The 18,315-nt window shown below is 42.3% G+C and carries 17 protein-coding genes and 1 tRNA gene; 6 read left to right on the forward strand and 12 right to left on the reverse strand.

The window, feature by feature from the left end; genetic code table 11:
* Positions 1 to 6: 6 nt before the first annotated feature.
* The 4 genes from BJI48_RS01655 to thyX all read right to left on the reverse strand — a co-directional run bounded on the left by BJI48_RS01655 (position 7) and on the right by thyX (position 5,033).
* On the reverse strand, positions 7 to 975 hold the full coding sequence (locus BJI48_RS01655; RefSeq protein ID WP_095331192.1) for a DUF2972 domain-containing protein: 969 nt from the start codon (positions 973 to 975) through the stop codon (positions 7 to 9).
* Positions 976 to 1,117: 142 nt separating this feature from the next.
* Complete coding sequence (locus tag BJI48_RS01660; protein WP_095331194.1) at positions 1,118 to 1,372, reverse strand: hypothetical protein; 255 nt, start codon at positions 1,370 to 1,372, stop codon at positions 1,118 to 1,120.
* 297 nt (positions 1,373 to 1,669) lie between these two features.
* Positions 1,670 to 4,387: a DNA polymerase I gene (gene polA, locus BJI48_RS01665; RefSeq protein ID WP_095331196.1), complete on the reverse strand. Its 2,718-nt coding sequence runs from the start codon at positions 4,385 to 4,387 to the stop codon at positions 1,670 to 1,672.
* The gene (gene thyX / locus BJI48_RS01670; protein ID WP_095331198.1) at positions 4,365 to 5,033 is read right to left on the reverse strand and encodes an FAD-dependent thymidylate synthase; all 669 of its coding nucleotides are present in this window, start codon (positions 5,031 to 5,033) and stop codon (positions 4,365 to 4,367) included. Before thyX ends, polA begins: the two co-directional genes overlap by 23 nt.
* A 284-nt stretch (positions 5,034 to 5,317) precedes the next feature.
* Between thyX and BJI48_RS01675 the strand changes: the two genes are divergently transcribed.
* Together BJI48_RS01675 and BJI48_RS01680 are read left to right on the forward strand one after the other, a co-directional pair.
* Positions 5,318 to 5,572 (forward strand): superinfection immunity protein, encoded by a 255-nt coding sequence (locus BJI48_RS01675; protein ID WP_219350120.1) that lies wholly within the window; start codon positions 5,318 to 5,320, stop codon positions 5,570 to 5,572.
* Between the two features lie 18 nt (positions 5,573 to 5,590).
* Positions 5,591 to 6,556: a type I restriction endonuclease gene (locus BJI48_RS01680; RefSeq protein WP_095331200.1), complete on the forward strand. Its 966-nt coding sequence runs from the start codon at positions 5,591 to 5,593 to the stop codon at positions 6,554 to 6,556.
* Positions 6,557 to 7,092: 536 nt separating this feature from the next.
* Here BJI48_RS01680 and BJI48_RS01685 read toward each other — a convergent pair.
* From BJI48_RS01685 to fabD, 4 genes are read right to left on the reverse strand one after another with little or no spacing between them, the layout of a single operon-like run.
* Positions 7,093 to 7,521, reverse strand: coding sequence for a type II secretion system protein (locus BJI48_RS01685; protein ID WP_095331202.1), 429 nt, complete (start codon positions 7,519 to 7,521; stop codon positions 7,093 to 7,095).
* Positions 7,502 to 7,945 (reverse strand): prepilin-type N-terminal cleavage/methylation domain-containing protein, encoded by a 444-nt coding sequence (locus BJI48_RS01690; RefSeq protein ID WP_095331204.1) that lies wholly within the window; start codon positions 7,943 to 7,945, stop codon positions 7,502 to 7,504. Before BJI48_RS01690 ends, BJI48_RS01685 begins: the two co-directional genes overlap by 20 nt.
* A 9-nt stretch (positions 7,946 to 7,954) precedes the next feature.
* The gene (locus BJI48_RS01695; protein WP_095331206.1) at positions 7,955 to 8,647 is read right to left on the reverse strand and encodes a 5'-methylthioadenosine/adenosylhomocysteine nucleosidase; all 693 of its coding nucleotides are present in this window, start codon (positions 8,645 to 8,647) and stop codon (positions 7,955 to 7,957) included.
* 10 nt (positions 8,648 to 8,657) lie between these two features.
* Positions 8,658 to 9,587 (reverse strand): ACP S-malonyltransferase, encoded by a 930-nt coding sequence (fabD, locus tag BJI48_RS01700; protein ID WP_095331207.1) that lies wholly within the window; start codon positions 9,585 to 9,587, stop codon positions 8,658 to 8,660.
* 144 nt (positions 9,588 to 9,731) lie between these two features.
* On the opposite strand from fabD, the gene BJI48_RS01705 reads away from it, so the two are divergent.
* A tRNA-Ser gene (locus BJI48_RS01705) sits at positions 9,732 to 9,822 on the forward strand.
* 110 nt (positions 9,823 to 9,932) lie between these two features.
* Here the strand turns inward: BJI48_RS01705 and phoA are convergent.
* Complete coding sequence (gene phoA / locus BJI48_RS01710) at positions 9,933 to 11,414, reverse strand: alkaline phosphatase (RefSeq protein WP_219350121.1); 1,482 nt, start codon at positions 11,412 to 11,414, stop codon at positions 9,933 to 9,935.
* A 137-nt stretch (positions 11,415 to 11,551) separates the two neighbouring features.
* Between phoA and BJI48_RS01715 the strand changes: the two genes are divergently transcribed.
* Positions 11,552 to 12,406: a hypothetical protein gene (locus tag BJI48_RS01715; protein ID WP_095331209.1), complete on the forward strand. Its 855-nt coding sequence runs from the start codon at positions 11,552 to 11,554 to the stop codon at positions 12,404 to 12,406.
* A 489-nt stretch (positions 12,407 to 12,895) separates the two neighbouring features.
* On the opposite strand, the gene BJI48_RS01725 is transcribed toward BJI48_RS01715, so the two are convergent.
* Genes BJI48_RS01725 through bioD form a run of 3 tightly spaced genes read right to left on the reverse strand, consistent with a single transcriptional unit; the run spans position 12,896 to position 15,516 of the window.
* Complete coding sequence (locus BJI48_RS01725; RefSeq protein ID WP_095331213.1) at positions 12,896 to 13,417, reverse strand: ParB/RepB/Spo0J family partition protein; 522 nt, start codon at positions 13,415 to 13,417, stop codon at positions 12,896 to 12,898.
* 24 nt (positions 13,418 to 13,441) lie between these two features.
* Positions 13,442 to 14,770, reverse strand: coding sequence for a DUF3440 domain-containing protein (locus BJI48_RS01730; protein WP_095331215.1), 1,329 nt, complete (start codon positions 14,768 to 14,770; stop codon positions 13,442 to 13,444).
* A 59-nt stretch (positions 14,771 to 14,829) separates the two neighbouring features.
* Complete coding sequence (gene bioD / locus BJI48_RS01735) at positions 14,830 to 15,516, reverse strand: dethiobiotin synthase (RefSeq protein WP_095331217.1); 687 nt, start codon at positions 15,514 to 15,516, stop codon at positions 14,830 to 14,832.
* A 73-nt stretch (positions 15,517 to 15,589) separates the two neighbouring features.
* On the opposite strand from bioD, the gene BJI48_RS01740 reads away from it, so the two are divergent.
* A complete protein-coding gene (locus BJI48_RS01740) occupies positions 15,590 to 15,889 on the forward strand; it encodes an ATP-dependent Clp protease adaptor ClpS (protein ID WP_095331219.1) in 300 nt (99 codons plus the stop codon).
* Positions 15,890 to 15,897: 8 nt separating this feature from the next.
* Complete coding sequence (locus tag BJI48_RS01745; protein WP_257874347.1) at positions 15,898 to 18,156, forward strand: AAA family ATPase; 2,259 nt, start codon at positions 15,898 to 15,900, stop codon at positions 18,154 to 18,156.
* The last annotated feature ends 159 nt before the right edge of the window (positions 18,157 to 18,315 follow it).

Here is an 18,315-nt window from a genome sequence, read left to right on the forward strand (position 1 = left end):
GTGTCTCTATTTGCCATATTTGTCCTCATAAAGCCTGATAAATTGATGTGTGTATTTCCATAAATCATAAATATGTGGCGCAAGCTCTTTGATAGTTTTGGCTTGATACGTGATTTTTTCATAGAGCGTTTTGGCAAGCTCGGGGTCTTTGAGGATAAAATCAATCAGAAAATCTGCGCTGATAGTATAATTTTTGGCGTGATTGATAATAGGCATCATCATCTGGTAGTGGTTTTTCACTCTCGTGATAATATCTTGGAAAATCTTTGGATTTTTTGTTATTTCTTCATACAAAATTTTTCTATTTTTACCCACGCAAGCAACGTGCAAAGGGTAATTTTGAAGCTCTTCTAAAACAATAGTATCGTCTAAAAATATCTTTCTTTTGACAAAGACACAAGAACTTAAATCTTTATTTTGCAGTCTAAAGAAAAAATCGTGATCATCTTCGTGTTCAAGGCGCTTCAATCTACCATATGGAGCAATAAGCACATAGGCTTCTGTAGGCATATTGGTATGGCTATAGTGTTGGAGGTTAATTGCTAGTTTGATAGGAAAGATACGTGAGATTTCATTGCCGTGGATGCCGTGATTATCTGGCATAAAATCCCCCAATTCAAGCTCTTTGGCAACAAAATCCATCGTGCGCTTGATGTTGGTTTCCCCACTGATATCTTTGGTATCAAAGATAAAAAGTTTGCTTTTTAAATGTGATACTTGGCTATAAATATTATCAAAATCAATCGTGTAAGATGTGTCATCTAGGAGATATTTGATAAGTCCAGACATATCATTAGCCTCTTTAAAATTTCTTAGAATGATGAGATTCGCATAAGACTTGATGATTTCAATCGGATCACGAACAAGCCAGATGATGGGGACTTTTTTCTTCAATCTTTTGAGCATTTTTTTGCTATCTTGATGGCGTGGCTTATCAAACGCCTGCTCAATAACTAAACCATCGCATTTATACATTATAAAAGGAAAGCTTATCGCATAATCAATCCATATCGCATCACTTGGTCCAATGGTAGTTTCATCTTGAGAAAAAATGAAATTTTTTAGTATTTGTTTGATTGAAAGGATGGGGTGTTTGAAGAATAATGCACGAAAGGATTTATGCCCCCCCCCCCCGCACGAGCTTTTCAGTAGTCCTGCAGTCTGTCGCTTTGATTTTAGAAGTTTCCATCATAAAAGAAAGAAATGAGCTAAGTCCTGTGCCGTGCGAACTCAAAATAATATAGCGGTGATTTTCTTTGAAAGGCAGGGCGTTGCTGTGATTTCCTAACAACTTATGGATAATAACATCATAGCATTCATTCTCAAAGATGAATTTAAATGTATTAAACTTGCTTTTAATTTTTTTAAACATTTTTTTCCTTTTGTGAAATTTTTGTGTTGCTCTCATCGTTCAAGCTGATTTTTTGTATTTGTATTCTACTCGGTTTGTTTGGAAATAGACCTGAAATGCGGGGGTTATGTTGATTGGGTTGGCAAAATAAAATTAAGTAGAAATCTCTAAAACTTCCTTGATAACAGGAGGAGCGATGGCGACTATAAGGAGCATAGCAGGACGCCCAAAACTTAAAATAACTCCGGAGGCAGGAAGCTTTCAGGGTTATTTTAGCTTCACACCTCTCTCTGATGGCTATTTCTCAGTCAATCGCAATTATTTCAGTGCTGCCCAATTATCGCCAATAGCGATCCCGCATTTGAGGGGGACATTGAGCGTATAGATGTTATTCATCATTGTTTCAATATCTCTTGAAGCCTCTTGCACGAGGTCTTTTGGCAGTTCAAAAATCAATTCATCGTGCACTTGGAGCAACATCTTCACAGGCGAGTTTTTAAAATGCTGGTGGATTTTAAGCATTGCGAGTTTGATGAGATCGGCTGCACTCCCTTGAAATATCGAATTGATACCCTCCCGGAGGTAGTTGGCTTTCATAAAATCTGTCGCACTGCTAAAGTCAAAATACCTCCGATGTCCTAGCAGTGTCTGCGCGTAACCATTTCTCAAGATCTCCTCTTCTTGGGATTTGAGAAAATTTTTCACCGTTGGGAATGATTCAAAATAACTATCAATATAACTTTTGGCTTCTTTTGGGGAGATTTTGAGCGTTTTAGCCAGTTTCCTTGAACCCATCCCATAGATCAAACCAAAATTGATCGACTTGGCAATCGCGCGCTTTTCTTTGGCATTTTCCTCACCAAAAATCCTGATAGCTGTTTCGGTATGGATGTCCTTGTCGCACACAAAAGAATCGACCAAATTTTTGTCCCCGCAAAAATGCGCGAGCAATCGGAGTTCGATTTGGGAATAATCCACACTCAAAAGCGTATTTTTATCATCACTAACGATAAATCCCTCCCGTATTTGCTTGCCCGCTTCGGTGCGAACGGGGATATTTTGGAGATTAGGCGATTTGGAGCTTAGCCTACCAGTAGCTGTGCCTGTCTGCAAAAATGATGTATGGATCTTGTCTTCATCGTTGTGGTGCTTGAGTAGGGGTTCGATATAGGTATTTTTGAGCTTAAAAATCTCACGATATTCCATTATTTCCGGGATGATAGGGTGGGCGTCAATCAAGCTTTCAAGCGTCTGCTCATCGGTGCTATACCCGCCCTTGATTTGTCGGATAGCTTTGAGTCCTAATCGGGTAAATAGCACTTCGGCGAGCTGTTTGGGGGAGTTGAGATTGAAATCATAGCCGGTATGCTCAAAAATCCTGCTTTGGATTTGGGCGAGCTTGATAGAAAGCTCATCTTTGAGTTTTTCAAACCACGCCACATTGATTTTGATACCATTGGTTTCCATATCTTTGAGGACTTCGATAAACGGAAATTCCATCGTTTCAGCGATATAGATGAGCGAATCAAGCCCTTGGGTTTTGAGCTCTTCAATCAAACGCCAATACAGATTTACACTCGCCACAGCGTCTTCACTAGCGTATTTGGCAGCAATATCAAGATGGACGCTAGAAAAATCCTGCCCCTTAGGAACAATCTCTTCAAATGCAATCATCTTGTGATTAAACCACCTTTCCATCTGGTTGTCTAGCCCGACACTCATCACGCTATCAAGCAACCAAGCGAGCACCATCGAATCCTTGATGGGCTTTTTGGGCTCGAGGTTGAAGTTGTTTTGTGCGATGAGGAGATCAAATTTGAGATTATGCCCGATGAGGGGGTGAGAAAAGATTTTTTCGATAGCTTTTTTGGCGTGTTCTTGTGAAATCTGCGTTTCCACACCGAGATAATTATGAGCGATGGGGACATAATAGCCATTTTCCCTATCCACACAAAAGCTAAATCCTACCATTAGGGCATTTTGGACATCAAGCGAGTTGGTCTCACAATCATAAGAGATTTCTTGTTCGGCAGGGATTGCTTCAAGGATTGCGAAAAGTTTAGCGGGGTCATTGATGAGATGGGGGGTGTAGCAGAAGCGTGATTTTGATGAAGCATTCAGCCCGCCAATGCCTTTGGATTTGGCTTTAAAAACCTTGGCTGGTTGGCTCATTGGCATCCCTTTGAGCCTTTGGACTATCTTGATAAATTCGTAACGTTCGAGTTCATCAGCGATATTTAGGAGCGGGTTTTGCACAGGCATTTTGCAAGATTGCAGGTCAAAATCTTGCAACAAATCGGTTTTGAGACTCACGAGTTCTTTACTCAAATACGCCATCTCCTTGCCCTGTGTGATGAGATTGGCAATCCTTGGGCTTGTGATCGCAGCGATTTTATCGAGGTTAGCATAAATCCCCTCCAAGCTCCCAAATGTCTCGATGAGCTTTTGGGCGGTTTTTGCGCCAATACCCTTGATTCCGGGGACATTATCACTGCTATCACCGACTAAGCTTTGATAATCGATAAATGCCGATGGGGGAACGCCGTATTTGCTGATACATTCTTTTTCACGAATATCGGTTTTTTTGATGGGGTCATAAAGATAGGTATTCCCATCGATGAGCTGGTAGAGGTCCTTGTCGTGGCTAATGATACGCACATCAATGTTGTTTTTATTGGCGATTTTATCCAAAGAAGCGATGGCGTCATCGGCTTCGTAGCCCTCAAAACTCAAGTTCAAAAAGCCCATTTTTTTTATCCACTCAATCGCAATAGGGAGTTGCATTAGCAGATCTTGGGGGGCTTGGACTCGTGTAGCTTTGTAAGCGGGATAAAATTCTTTTCGTTTGCTCTGCCCCTGCCCTTCAAGGGCAAAAACGATGTAATCAGAAATACCCTCTTTATGCAGGTTCATAATCAGATTGGCAAAGCCCATCAAAAGCCCTGTGGGGAAGCCCTCGGCATTTTTTAGCGGTGGGAGTGCGTAGAAACTGCGAAAAAAGAATCCAAAGGTATCAACAATCGTTAGGGTTTGCATTGCCATCCTTGTTTTTTTCGTAGGGTTGGGTGATTTTTTCTTCAAAAATATATTTGTGCGTTGGGGGCAATGCCTCATAAATACAATGGGCAAGCTTTTGGATCTCCCAAAGGGCAGCTCTTGCCGTGCGAAGCTCGAGGAAATTTTGCAGGCTTCTAGCGTTGATACTCCAGTGGAGTTCGGTTTTGTAAGATTCTGGCATTGCGTATTTGGCAAAGTCGTTGTGTATGTTTGCACATAGGATTTCCCGTAGGTTTTCAAGCGCCTGGACTGCAGCGATATTCACCCGTTCATTGGGCGTAAAAACAAGATATTTTTCCGCACGGGCAAGGTTGGCTTCATCAATAGGCAAAAAGCTAGCTTCTTCTTTGATTTCTTTGAGGGTATAGCGGGAGGATTTGACACTAAAGCTCGCCATCCGATGGCGTGCGAGCTCTTGGAGGCACGCACGGCTGATCCCTTGAATGTAAAAATTGTAATAGAGATGTTCGAGCGTGCTGGCGTGCTTGTTTTTGTTGCCGACACGATCAATCAGGGCGAGGTCTTTTTCCCCGCCATCATCGGATTTATCAAAGCTTTGCCAACAGGTGCGGATCGCCATCGAACAGACTTCAAGGGGGGTAAAATGTTTGAGTGTTACTTTCATTATTGAATCCTTTTGCGAATCTTAGCAACCTTTTGATTCAAAAAAAATTAAACCGATCAATAGAACTTACTTTTTACATCAATTGCATAAGGTCTTAGGGTCAATGCTAAGATGGGCGACAATGTCTTGCTGGGTGAGTTTCATCGTATGCCTCTGGAGTTTTTGATGTAGTATAATCAAAAAATATTTCAAAACAAATTAGGTAAATATTGCCTAAATTATTATTTATTTAAGGAAACATTACCTAGAATACTTACAAAATTTTTAAAAATAAAGGGGTTTTTATGTCTGATGTTGCCATTGCTGGTATGAGTATTTTTTTAGTTGTATTTCTTTTTATTATGGGATTTGTGTTTTATTTTTTGCCTACCATCATCGCAATTTTGCGCAAACACAATACGATGGGCGTTTTTCTTGTCAATTTCTTCGCCCGCTGGGTTGTCATTGGCTGGATTATCGCTTTGGTAATGGCTTGCACCAGTAAGCCCCAACCACCCCAAACTATCATCATCAACAATGGTAATGACAAAAACGAATAAAAATTCAAAGGAGTGAAGATGAATGTAAAAGAAATTGAAAGGCTTCAAGAGGAAATTTTCAACTCTGATTTTATAAAGCCTATAAAAAACAAGGAAGCCCAAACAATAACTTCCCTTATTGAGCCGTTTTTAAGGGCTCTGGGATATGATACACAAAGTCCAAAATGTTATGGTCGTGAGGTAACCGCAGGTAGCAGAAAACAAGATAATGACAGAATAGACTGCGTTATTTATAAAGATGAAAAGCCATTAATACTGATAGAGGCTAAAGCCTATGGAGAAAATTTAGATAAGGAAAAATTTAAACAACAGATTGAATGGTATTTTACTGCGACAGAAAGTAGCACGATTGTTTTACTTACTGATGGGGTGGAATATCGATTTTTCTCAAATTTTGAGAGAAATAGACTCGATAGCGAGCCGTTTTTTGTTTTTGATTTGAAAAACCATAGCGAGGCGGATTTGGCAAAGCTTGAAGATTTTTCTTATAACACAATCGATTTGGAGAAAATAAGGAAATGGGGGAAAGAAAATAAGGTTTATCAAAAGGTGTTTGATAAGCTTTGCGAAGAAATCAAGAGTCCTAGCGATGAATTAGCAGAATGTTTTGCAAAAGCTCTCAAAGATTCTTTCGGGATAAAACAGGTCCATCAGTCCGTAAAAGATAAATGCAAAAAATACCTCAAAAAAGCCTTTGGTGAGCTTTACCAACTACAAGACAAGCCTGATGAAACTATCTCTAGCGACAATCAAGATGCTAAAAATTTTATAGCTCTCAGTATTCCTGAGCGAAAAGAATTGATCCGTAAAATTGTTAAAGAAGAAATAGGCAAAGCTGAGTTTAGCAAAAGGGATATTTTAGAACGCAGGCAAGGATTTGAAGAGATTTGGTATCTTATTGGGAATGTTCTAGAAATGAAAGATTTTGCTGAACGCACAGGAAAAAAAGGAAAATATGGTGCTGTTTTATATCGCCTCAAATAGATAAAAGCTTATAAAATCTTTGGGCGAGAAACGCCAAAGGTTTTGAAAAATAAATATTCCCTATTTTTTTAAACCGCAGGGGATTAGAATTTATTATGTTTTACTCGATTCAGTTTTTGCAAACTAAATTCTCTTGACTGCTCCGCAAGACGCTTTATCTTACTTCGCTCCTAAAGCTACCATCTCATATTCAAGCTTGCATTGAATATTCGAGATAAGTTTCTAAGGTTTGAAATATGGAATTGCTAGCAAAAAAGCAATCTACGCCCTGTTACCTTATCTACTAAGGGGGCGGGTCAGGGGGTAGGGGTTTAAGGGGAAAGGGGGGCGGACTTCGCAATTTAAGCCCCCCTTCCCCTTAATAGGTAAATACCCAAGCATAGTTTGTGTGTTCGAGATAAGTTTCATAGGTTTTTATTAAAACCTCAACCCCACAAAGCAAAAACCTTGTGTCTCTCCCATTATACTTCAGCGGTTTTTCCCTGTTTTCTCTTTTTTGTCCGTTTTTTCCTGCCCGCCTTTTGCCCCCAGCGATGTTATTTTCGCTTTGTCTTGAAGCTGATTTTTTTGCATAAAGCGTCCTCTAGCGGGCAAGATATTTTTGGATTTTCTGAAAAGTCATTGGGCGAGATGGTAAAAATCGTGCTTTGGGAATGCGAGCGTGCCAAAATACGCCGACTTTGGGGGTCAAATCGCAAAAAACACTCCGCCGAACCTGCCTGATTAAGCGAATTAAGGAGGGCAAAGATCTCGCCAATATCGGCTTGTTTATTTTCAAATTGTGCTTGGGTAAAAAGCATTGCGAGCCTACTTTGCAACACGCCGAGCTTAGAACTAAGCTGGATTTCACAGATTTTAGCATTCGCAGAAAATCGCGGGAGTGCGAATGAGAGGATAATCCCAAGAACCACAACCGCAAAAACAATCTCGATCAGACTAAACGCCTTAGAAATTGATCGAGCCATTATTCAAGGGAATGGAGACTTTTTTTGTATAGATTTTGGCGAGTTTTTTGCATAGGGCAGAAGTAACCACCCCACCGATGGAAAATTCGAGCATATCATTAGCAAAGTCGATACGCACGCAATCATTGGCTGTATCGATTGCGCCATTTTTAGCCAGGCGCACGCCAGTGGGGGTGGCGATCCATCTCGTGGGATTGAGCCCAGCAGTTTCAAAGATAAAATCCCCGTTCAAGGTCGCAAAATCAATATCTTCTGTGAGCGCTTTGGTCTGGATAGCGCTCAAGATGGTCTGAATATCACTCTGCACAGCGACATATTGGGCATCGCCTCGTGTGATGGAGAGCTTGGGAATAGCGATGGCAGCGATGATCCCGATGATAACGATAACAAAGACCATCTCGATCATACTAAATGCTTGCCTCATTGCCCCACCTTATGCCAGTAAGGTATCGACCATATTTTTGACAAAATTTGCCGACACCCGTGCCGAAGAATCCAAAAACTCATCAAAGCTCATATCTGCTTCACCATCGGCACTATCACTGATGGAGCGAAATATACAAAACGGCACGCCCAACAAATCGCAAACCACTGCCACGCTAGCGCCCTCCATCTCGACAGCATCGGCTTGGAATGTCTCTATAAGCCATTGTTTTTTCTCGCTACTATGGATAAATTGATCCCCTGAGGCGATCCTGCCCTCTTTGAGGTTGCATTCATAGCGTTTAGCCACAGACCTTGCGATGTCATTGAGCGCAGGGTCAGAAGCGATAGTAACTTTACTTTCTGGGATAAATCCTAGGGGATGCCCAAACGCACTAATATCAACATCGTGCTGGCAAAGCTCGGTAGCAATCAGAAGATCGCCAACCTTGAGGTCTTCCCGCAAACCCCCAGCAACCCCGCTGAATATGATTTTTTCACAACCAAAATGCAAAATCATACTCGAAGCCGTCAGTGCGGAATGCACCTTGCCGATTTTGCTGTAGGCGACATAGATCGTAGCGTTTTTGTAAGGGACGCAGTAAAAGACATTGCCTCCCAAAGAGATTTCTTCGTATTTGCCAAAAATCTCTAGCAATGGGACGATTTCTTCACGCATCGCCCCGATGATACCGATTTTCATTTGATTTCCTTTATTTTTGAATTTGTGCGATCGTCTCGCTCAATGAAGCGAGGTTAGCAACGCTATAGGTGGGCTTATCGCTTAGGCGCTTATTCAGCCCTTTTAACACCCCGCCGTGTCCAAACTCAATAAACACATCGATGTCGTTTTGGAGCTTTTGAATCGATTGCTTATAAAGCACGGGCTTAATGAGTTGCTCAGTGAGGAGGCAAATAGCGTCTTGCTTGGTGTTATAGGGTTCTAATGTCGCATTAGAAAGCACGCTGAGTGAAAATTCTTCACCAAGGCTTTGGTTAAGAAGCTCCCTAAATTCATCGGTGATTCCCTCTAACATCGGGCAATGGCTCGCCACAGACATTGGCAATAATAATGCCCGCTTTGCCCCCATCGCCTTGATAGCACTTTCGGCTTCAGAAAGATCGGATTTTTTGCCCGCAAGCACGATTTGCCCATCGCCGTTGTAGTTAGCACACCAGAGGCTTTTGCCTGCGTTTTGGCTCTCCTGGCAAAAATCTTGCAATTTTTTGTCTTCCAAGCCCACAACGACCATCATACCGGCGTCTTTGCCCTCGCAAGCTTTTTGCATTAACGCCCCACGTTTGTGCGTGAGTATTATCGCATTTTCAAAAGAAAGCGCACCCGTGATCGATAAAGCTGTGATTTCTCCGAGCGAATGCCCCAGGGCGATTTCTGGGAGCAAGGGGGATTCTTCTTGGAAAATACTATGAGCGATCGCACTAATGAGAAAAATCGCTGGTTGGGTGTATTGGGTCTGATGGATTTGGTCATTTTCTTCAAAAAGGAGTTGTTTCATATCGGTGTGGATACACTCGCTGGCTTGCTCAAAGAGATCTTTGGCACGGCTGAAATTGTCGTAAAATTCTTTACCCATCCCAATGCTTTGTGAGCCTTGACCGGGGAAAATAAAAGCATATTTCATAGATAACCCTTTTGTTTGTTGTGGCTTGATTAAAAGTGGGATTTTAGCATATTTTCAAGCTGATTTTTTGGGGCGTTAAGTTGGAATTTATGATTTTTGTTTTAGAATGCGTTTTCCATTTTGGTAACAATCTGGATATTGGCTGGACCGGTGGGTGAGTTGGCTGAAACCACATCCCTGCTAAGGATGCGTAGTCGCAAGATTACCGAGGGTTCGAATCCCTCCCTGTCCGCCATATTATTATTTTTATTTACTCTTCAAACGCCAAATCCCTACCCAAACAAAAAAATATTTTTTAGCTTTATTTTTCTTCGTAGCATTTTTTTCGCCCCCGTGTTGGCTCTACTATCGTTTATAAGGCAACCCTAACGCATCAGCGATGATAAAAAACACATCGGTTTGATCAAGCAAGCCCACGACATTGATGGCGTGCGGGCCAAATGCAGCAATCCGAAGCTGGGTGCCCGTATGCCCTTGCGAGGCGGTTTCAGAGTTTCCATAACTTATAGTCATCACCGCCCCATCGTGGGTAATGAGCGATTGGGTGAGACCGGGTGCTTTTTCATCCTTGCCAATAATCTGGCTAGAATGGGCGTGATCAGCGGTTACAATCACAAGGGTTTCGCCGTTTTTGCGAGCAAAATCCAAGGCGACTTGCACCGCTTCATCCAAATCGATCGTCTCACCTATCTGCCCGCAAGGATTAGCCGCGTGGTCTTGCTTGTCAATGCTCGCACCCTCAACTTGCAAGAAAAATCCATTTTTGTTTTTAGAAAGCAACTCGATGGATTTTTGTGTCATCGCTGCAAGCGTTGGGATGGTTTTATCTCGCTTTGGATTTGCTTGGCATTTTATCGGTGGATTGTCTAAATTCCCGTGATAGACCGCTTTGGGTCCCTCATAACGCACGGGCAGATTCCCATCAGCAAAAAGCCCCAACACCGGCGATTTGTCATTAGCCACCTTGATAGCTTGGAGTTCTTTGAGATTGCGTGCGATTACAAAACCTCGCTCTTGGCTTTGTTCTAGCAGGGTTTTTCCTTTATACGCTCCAGAATTAGTTTTTTGAAAAAATACTTTCAAACCCCCGCCCATCGTCACATCAGGGCGGATATCTAGGATTTGTTCGGTGATCGAGCCTGCCCCGCCGTTTTCAAGGGCATATTCTGGGCAGAGTTTTTGGGTCTCAATAGGTCCATAGCATTTGCGTGAAGAAATATGCGAAACAAGTGCTGCGGGCGTGGCATCTTGGATTTCAGCAGTGGTGATATTTCCTGTGGCTTTGCCTGAGATTTTGGCAAGCTCTAAAAGGGTTTTGTGCGATTTGCCATACACATCAATGCCTAAAGCGCCGTTGTAGGTCTTTACCCCTGTGCTCCAAGCGGTTGCTGAAGCCGCAGAATCGGTAACATAATTGGGCTTATAGGTTTGTTTGTCAAGCGAATAATGTGTATATTGCCCGCTAAATGGCAAAGCATCAATCCCCTCTAAAAATCCCCCCGCCCCTTTGTGGTAGTTGCGTGCGATGGTGATTTCAGAATCCCCCATCCCATCGCCGATGAGTAAAATCACATTTTTTACCGGCTTATTAGAAATAAAGTTTTGTAATTCTGCCCCAACATCGCCAAAAAGCCGCCTGCTACCGCCAAATTCACTCACATCGCCACGAATCCCCCTGTCATAAAGCGTTTTGCCCGATAGGCTTGTTATCCCCATCAAAACGCACAATAAGATGATGATTGCTCGGTTTATTTTGCCAGCCTCAAGACCGCTATGAGAGGCGTAACCTGTTTTTGTTGCCATCAACTCGGTGGTATAAATTTTCATTGTGATTCCTTATGTATTGAAATTTATGAAAAAAATGCTAAACCAAAAAGGCGACATTTTGATGACAATATTGCAATCAAAATGCAATCAAATCCACCTAAGATATGCCAAATCTAAATTTTAAAAAAGGATTTGTGATGAAAAAATATTTCTGTCTCCCATTTTGTTTTTTGGTTTTGGCTTTCAGCGTGATGTTTGGCGTGGATAATACCTCGCTTTCAAAAAAGGATTTTTTGCCTTATGAGCGGACTTATGGGGTGGTGTTTCCTGTGGCTAGTAAAAGCGTTCGTGATGTTTTGGAAAAAACCCAAGGTGCCCTCACAGAAACGCTCCTGCAAAATGGTCTCCTCAAAGAGGTCTTGAGGTATAACATCCCCCATATCACGGTGCTTCATATCCATAATCCCGACCCAAGCACACCGGAGAAAATCCTGCACGCACTCCCTGTTCCCCCAAAGCCATTTAGTCTCTATCTAAGCCATTACAGCTTCATCAAGGCAAGCCCGCATACAAGCTTGCCGTGGTGGTTTGATATTGGCGTAGAAAAATCGCTAGGGTTTGATCAAATCGCAGATTACAATCGTGAAGTCGCCATTGCCATTGCTCCTTTGCGTGCCACGCCGATACCAAGCTTCACAGGTCCTGTGTATGCTGGTTTGGATAAAGTAGCGCAATCGCAAATCCGAGATTTTGGCGTTAGTGGTATCAATGCGATCACAAACAACCAAAAACACGAGCGCTATCGCCCCCATATGACTTTGGTATATAGCGATCACGCTTTGGATAAAACCATCACCACAGCGATGGCAGGTGTGGCAAAACGCTTCAATGAAGTAATGAAAACGCCCATCAAGGCGGATTTTGATACGCTTTCTATCGTTGAGATTGGCTTTTTGGGGAATGTTCTTAGAGAGATTTATCGTATTGATTTAGCAACGCACAAGGTTTATGATGTCCAAAAGGGTGAATTTATCGAGATCAAGAGAGATTGACAAGCAAGAATACAAAGCAGTTTCACTGCTCGCAGTGGTCTTCAGGTTTGATTTATCGAATCGAGTAAAAAATAATGTTTTGAGGCTTCGCCTATTAGGAGGGGGTGGGGTTCTACTTAGCAAGCTACCCGCCCCCTCCTAAAACCTCTTTGGGTGGGCGGGTCAAATTTTCCGATTTTTCACAGCACACAAGCAGCGACAAAGGCAAGCAGTTTAAAATTTCAAACCTTAGAAAACGGGTTGATGAGGAAGTGAAACGCCCTCATAACCCTATCCTTTGGGAGCGAACGGGGGCTTTGCCTCCAAAAAGCGGTCTTCAGATTCAGTTTAAAGAACTGAATTGAGTAAAAACCTATAAAACTGGGTTGATGACCAGCGGTAGCTGGGAATAACCCCATACTTTAGGAACGAAGCAAGATTTCACATCTTGCGGAGTGGTCTTCAGATTCACGTTAGTGAATCGAGTAGAAAATGATAAAATACACCCCCTCAAATCGTCCAGCTTTTGCTAAAATCCTTGCTTGCAAATAGCGAGCTTAGGCCACTGACTTGCTTGAGGCGCAAGAGTTCATCAGCATCCATCCCGATATTTTTCATTATCCATTCATCGCTTTTACCACATTCGATAAGCTCAGCAACAATCTTTTGCATTAGCTCGACGGCGTGGCTACCTCTGGCACGATTGTGGCGTATGGTAGAAGCCATCCGATGGGAAATATCCTTATCGATAACCACCACAGGCAAACGCCCCTTTTCACGCTCATAGATATCCCGATGTTCGCGCATAATCAAATACCGATGAAACCCATCGACGATTTCATATTTGTCCTCATCGGCTATGTAATAGCACACAATCGGCATCGTATAGCCATCATTGAGTATAGACTGGTATAGCAATGCCATCTCGGGGGTGGCGATATGGTTGGGGTTGTAGGTATTGGACCGGACTTTTTCAAAAGGCACAGCGATGACTTTATATACAGGGGATTGAAAATTATCCTTTGTGGGCATCTTGTCTCCTTTGTTTTGTAGCATTTAAAAACGTTTGTATTTTTCCATAATTAAAGCAATTTTATGGCGTTGCTCTTTTGTCTGTGCAAAACTTAGTCCCCGACAAAGCACGTCATTTTTGATGATACATACCGCCATACGTCTCCACGTCAATGCTTCTTTGGCAGATTCGATTTTTCTAGGGGCATAATCTAAGATCTTGGTAAAAACAAAAAGCTCCTTGCCTCGTGAATTTAACAGATTTAGCCGTTTCACGCCCGGAAGCTTCCTGCTTTCCTCGCCGATATGGCAACCTTTTTTGTTCCAATAACGGATAAATTTGATAAATTTATGGACATAATGCTCCCGAAGTTCTTTTGGCAATGTCATCAAAAGCATTTTCGTATAGCTTTTCCACGTGTGTCCCTCGGGGAGTTTGACGTCATAATAGCCCATTACTTTATCTTTGCAATAAATATTCCCAAAATTTGCCCCGCTAACACGATTGACCACGCCTAGCCACGTATCAGGCTCGATAATGCGAAAGAGATTGAGCCCATTTTTTTGATCATCACCATATGGCTGGCAAATCCGCATCATCGAAAGGGGGACACCAGCTTGATAAAACAAATCATAAAGCTCGTTGTAATCCCATTTGAAGCGATAGTTTGCGATCCAAACATCTTCAGTCGTCCAATCATAAATCGGGTAAGCATTATAAATATTGCTACTATCTTTGCCAACTTGCGTGGTGTATGGCTTGCCTTTGAAGGTTCTTTTGGTTTTTGAAGCGATGGTTCTAAAACGATTGAAACTCTCATCAGCACGAATCCCGACTAAACAGATGGTTTTTTTGCCATCATTCCCAAAATGCTCCAAAAATATCGTCGTAAATTCTTCAAATTCCATCTTGTAGCTAAAAAACTTGAATGGGTGATTGTGCTGCGTCCAGACATAAATGCCTTTTTTGGGATTGTGAATCTCTGGATAGTCCCGCACCCATTTATCGGCGTTGTCTGCATCCCAACACGTCCAAAATGGGCTAAACACACTCGTAGCATTGCGTAGGTTTAGCGGTAAGCAACACCAATGGACTTCAAGGTATTTTTGATTGGCTTCAATGATTCTTTGGATATAGGCAATGGTATAATTATATTGGGCTTCCAAATCAATAAAAAGCAAAATAATTTTTTTCTTTATTCTGTGCGTTTTGACATAGTCTAAAACCAAATTCAATAGCACCCCGCTATCCTTGCCCCCTGAAAAGCTCACGATCACGCGTTCAAAATGCGAAAATATAAACCGCAATCTCTGATTTGCCGCTTCATAGACATCAATATGTTGGTATTTTTTTCCTACATTTTTAACTGACAAATATTTTCCATTTTGTATTTGGGTTTTTTACTTAATTATACATTGACACTTATAAACAATCAAATCTTACAAAAAGAAAGCACTTCTGAAGCAATCAGAGACATATCGGTTTGGAGTTGGTGGATTCGCTTCTGTGAAATCGCATTGAGATATTCGATATACGGCTGGCTAATCTCTTTATAGCTCTCCTCATCACGCACATTGATAGCATATGTGCAAGGAAATCCTTTTGAATCCAAAAATGCCTTATTCAAAAGCAAATCATTAAGCATCCCGAGCCGATCGCTACTCACAAGCAACAGATGAGACCCCAAATATTGGGCTAAATCAAACATATTATCCCCCGTGCCAATAGGCACCAAAAGCCCACCAGCTCCTTCGATAATCACAAAATCACATTTCTTTTGCAACGCCATAATCTTTTTTGCGATAAATTCAAAATCGACTTTTGGGGCTTGGGGCTGGTGCATTTGGGCAACAAATGGCGAAGCCGGCAAGCCATAGCGATAAAAATTCACATCCTCTAAGCCCACATCAATCCCAGCTTTTTGGGCGGCATTTAGATGGATAATCGCATCGGGCGTGCTATTACCGCCAACCAAATCACTTGACCCTACCCACCCTGTCTCAATGGGCTTAGCAACAAGGGTTTTGATACCTTGTTGATTGCAATAATGACTTAACAAGCCCGCTGTGTAAGTCTTGCCGATGTTTGTGCCTGTCGCACTGATAAATAATGTCTTCAAAACCCGCCTTTACTAGTTAATAAAATTTGGTAAAATTATAGGCAATCAATGAAAATATGTTGGGGATTTTTTAATGGCACAAATCAACACGCAAGCAGAAATTGAGCTTTTTTTGCAAGAACCCAAAATGTCCAAAGTGATTTTGCTCAATGATGATTATACAACGATGGAGTTTGTCATCAAAATCCTGATGGATGTTTTTGAAAAATCCTACAACGAAGCTACTGAAGTGATGTTGAGCGTGCATAAAAACGGCAGCGGGATGTGCGGGGTGTATCCTTATGACATCGCTGAATTCAAAGCCAAAATCGCCAAACAACGGGCGCAAAAAAATGGCTTCCCCTTAAAAATCATCACCCAAGACCTCAACTAGGAGAAAATTTGAACCACCTCATCAGCCCAAACCTCACCCAAACCATCAACGACGCTGTTGAGACTGCCAGAGAGATGAAGCACGAGATACTTACCATTGAACATCTTTTTTTGGCAATGCTAAGCAACCAAAAGGGCGAGGAGCTGTTGCGATCTTGTGGTGCGGATGTCTTTTTGATGGAAAAGATCATTCGCCTTTATTTGAGTAATTATATCCCCGCTTCTAACAATCAAGAGATTTCCCTCCCCTCGCAAACCCCCGCACTCGATCGGGTCTTTAGCTCAATGATCGAACACGCTGCAAATGCCAATCAAAAAGTCCTAGAAGTCGGTGATTTGCTCGCTTTTATCCTGCAAGAAGAAAACAGCTATGCGACCAAGCTCATTTTGTCTCAAGGGATCAGCCGTTTGGATATTCTTGAAAAAATTGCCGAAGAAAACAAATCACAAACCCAAAGTTCTGAAGAAAGCACCTGCACCAAACCCAACCAAAGTAGCGATTATCTCAAAAAATACAGCAAAAACCTCATCGAGCTGGCAAAAGCTGGCAAGATTGACCCTGTGATTGGCAGAGAAAATGAAATCACACGTGTAAGCGAAATCCTTTGCCGTCGCAAAAAAAATAACCCGATCCTTGTGGGCGAACCCGGCGTAGGAAAAACTGCGATAGCCGAAGGGATCGCCCGTGAAATCGCCCAAAAAAATGCCCCCGAAGCCCTGCATAATTGCCAAATATTCGCACTGGATTTGGGCAGTATGGTCGCAGGGAGCAAATACCGCGGGGATTTTGAAAAACGCCTCAAAGGCGTGCTTGCAGAAATCGAGCAGATCCCCCAAGCGGTGCTTTTTATCGATGAAATCCATACCATCGTAGGCGCTGGGGCGACATCAGGAGGCAGTCTCGATGCTTCCAACCTACTCAAACCAATGCTTGCTAATGGCTCGCTTAGGTGCATTGGAGCGACGACATTTAGCGAATACAAAAACCATTTTGACAAAGACAAAGCCCTCTCACGGCGTTTTTCAAAAATCGAAGTCAATGAACCTAGCCTAGAGGCGTGCTACCAGATCATTGCGGGTTTAGCCCCTATTTATGAGGCTTACCACGCCATCAGCTACACCCCTGAAGCGCTCAAGGCTTGTGTCGATCTCTCTAGTCGCTACATCAGTGATAAATTCCTGCCTGATAAGGCAATCGATTTGATGGATGAGGTGGGAGCAAACAAAAAAATCCACACTGATTATAAAAATCACGCCACCAACAAAGCCAGCAAAAAGCCCCATATCATCTACAAACAAGACATAGAAAATATCATCTCAAAAAATGTGAATATCCCCAAATCACAAGTCAGTAGCGATGAAAGAGGGTTGTTAAAAAACCTCGCGACAAAACTCAAATCAAAAATATTTTCTCAAGATAGCGCCATTGATGCGCTCACCCAAGCTATCAAAGCCAACAAAGCCGGCTTGGGGACGCCCCATCGCCCGATTGGGAGCTTTTTGTTCATAGGGCCTAGTGGGGTGGGCAAAACCGAGCTTAGCAGGGAGCTTTCCAATGTGCTAGGACTGCATTTTGAGAAATTTGATATGAGTGAATATATGGAAGCCCACAGCGTCTCTAGGCTCATCGGTGCGCCTGCAGGGTATGTGGGATTTGAGCAAGGCGGGCTACTTATTGATGCGATCAAAAAGCACCCCCATTGTGTTTTGTTGCTTGATGAGATTGAAAAAGCCCATCCTGATATTTATAACATTCTCTTGCAGATAATGGATAGTGCGAGCTTGACAGACAATGGGGGCAATGTTGCTGATTTTAAAAATGTGATTTTGATTATGACATCAAATGCTGGTAGCACTGCTAGCAATCCCTTGGGGTTTGGTAGCGGTTATGGCGAGAAACACAACAAACATCACGATGCTTTGAAAAATATTTTTACCCCTGAATTTCGTAGCCGCCTTGATGGGGTGATTCCATTTTATCCGCTTGGCAAGGCTGAATTTGAAAAAATCGCCAAAAAAATCATTGGCGAACTCAACGCCCAACTCAAAGAAAAAAATATCACACTGCAAATACAACCAAAAGCCTTGCAAAACATTGCTTCACGGAGCATTGAAAATGCGCTGGGTGCAAGAGAAATCCGCAAAATCATCGACAATGAGATCAAACACAAACTTAGCGATGAAATATTATTTGGCACGCTCAAAAATGGCGGGAAAGCAACCATTGGCGTAGATAAAAACGGGCTAAAAATCAGTTTTGGAAATTAGATTCTTAGATTCTAAAAACAAACCTTAGAAATTTATCTTGAATACACAGGCTTGCTTTAGATTTGATTTATCGGTATTCATTGTTTTTTTACTCGGTTTGGATTTTAAAATCCAAATCTGAAGACCGCTACGCAAGGCAAAGCCCGCTTTTGTCGTATG

It is taken from the genome of Helicobacter sp. 11S02596-1 (genome assembly GCF_002272825.1).
Classification (GTDB): Bacteria; Campylobacterota; Campylobacteria; order Campylobacterales; family Helicobacteraceae; genus Helicobacter_J.

Excerpts from the sequence above, each read along its gene's own strand:
- BJI48_RS01655 (WP_095331192.1), bottom strand. The coding sequence starts at position 975 with ATGTATAAATGCGATGGTTTAGTTATTGAGCAGGCGTTTGATAAGCCA.
- BJI48_RS01660 (WP_095331194.1), bottom strand. The coding sequence starts at position 1,372 with ATGTTTAAAAAAATTAAAAGCAAGTTTAATACATTTAAATTCATCTTT.
- polA (WP_095331196.1), bottom strand. The coding sequence starts at position 4,387 with ATGCAAACCCTAACGATTGTTGATACCTTTGGATTCTTTTTTCGCAGT.
- thyX (WP_095331198.1), bottom strand. The coding sequence starts at position 5,033 with ATGAAAGTAACACTCAAACATTTTACCCCCCTTGAAGTCTGTTCGATG.
- BJI48_RS01675 (WP_219350120.1), top strand. The coding sequence starts at position 5,318 with ATGTCTGATGTTGCCATTGCTGGTATGAGTATTTTTTTAGTTGTATTT.
- BJI48_RS01680 (WP_095331200.1), top strand. The coding sequence starts at position 5,591 with ATGAATGTAAAAGAAATTGAAAGGCTTCAAGAGGAAATTTTCAACTCT.
- BJI48_RS01685 (WP_095331202.1), bottom strand. The coding sequence starts at position 7,521 with ATGGCTCGATCAATTTCTAAGGCGTTTAGTCTGATCGAGATTGTTTTT.
- BJI48_RS01690 (WP_095331204.1), bottom strand. The coding sequence starts at position 7,945 with ATGAGGCAAGCATTTAGTATGATCGAGATGGTCTTTGTTATCGTTATC.
- BJI48_RS01695 (WP_095331206.1), bottom strand. The coding sequence starts at position 8,647 with ATGAAAATCGGTATCATCGGGGCGATGCGTGAAGAAATCGTCCCATTG.
- fabD (WP_095331207.1), bottom strand. The coding sequence starts at position 9,587 with ATGAAATATGCTTTTATTTTCCCCGGTCAAGGCTCACAAAGCATTGGG.
- phoA (WP_219350121.1), bottom strand. The coding sequence starts at position 11,414 with ATGAAAATTTATACCACCGAGTTGATGGCAACAAAAACAGGTTACGCC.
- BJI48_RS01715 (WP_095331209.1), top strand. The coding sequence starts at position 11,552 with ATGAAAAAATATTTCTGTCTCCCATTTTGTTTTTTGGTTTTGGCTTTC.
- BJI48_RS01725 (WP_095331213.1), bottom strand. The coding sequence starts at position 13,417 with ATGCCCACAAAGGATAATTTTCAATCCCCTGTATATAAAGTCATCGCT.
- BJI48_RS01740 (WP_095331219.1), top strand. The coding sequence starts at position 15,590 with ATGGCACAAATCAACACGCAAGCAGAAATTGAGCTTTTTTTGCAAGAA.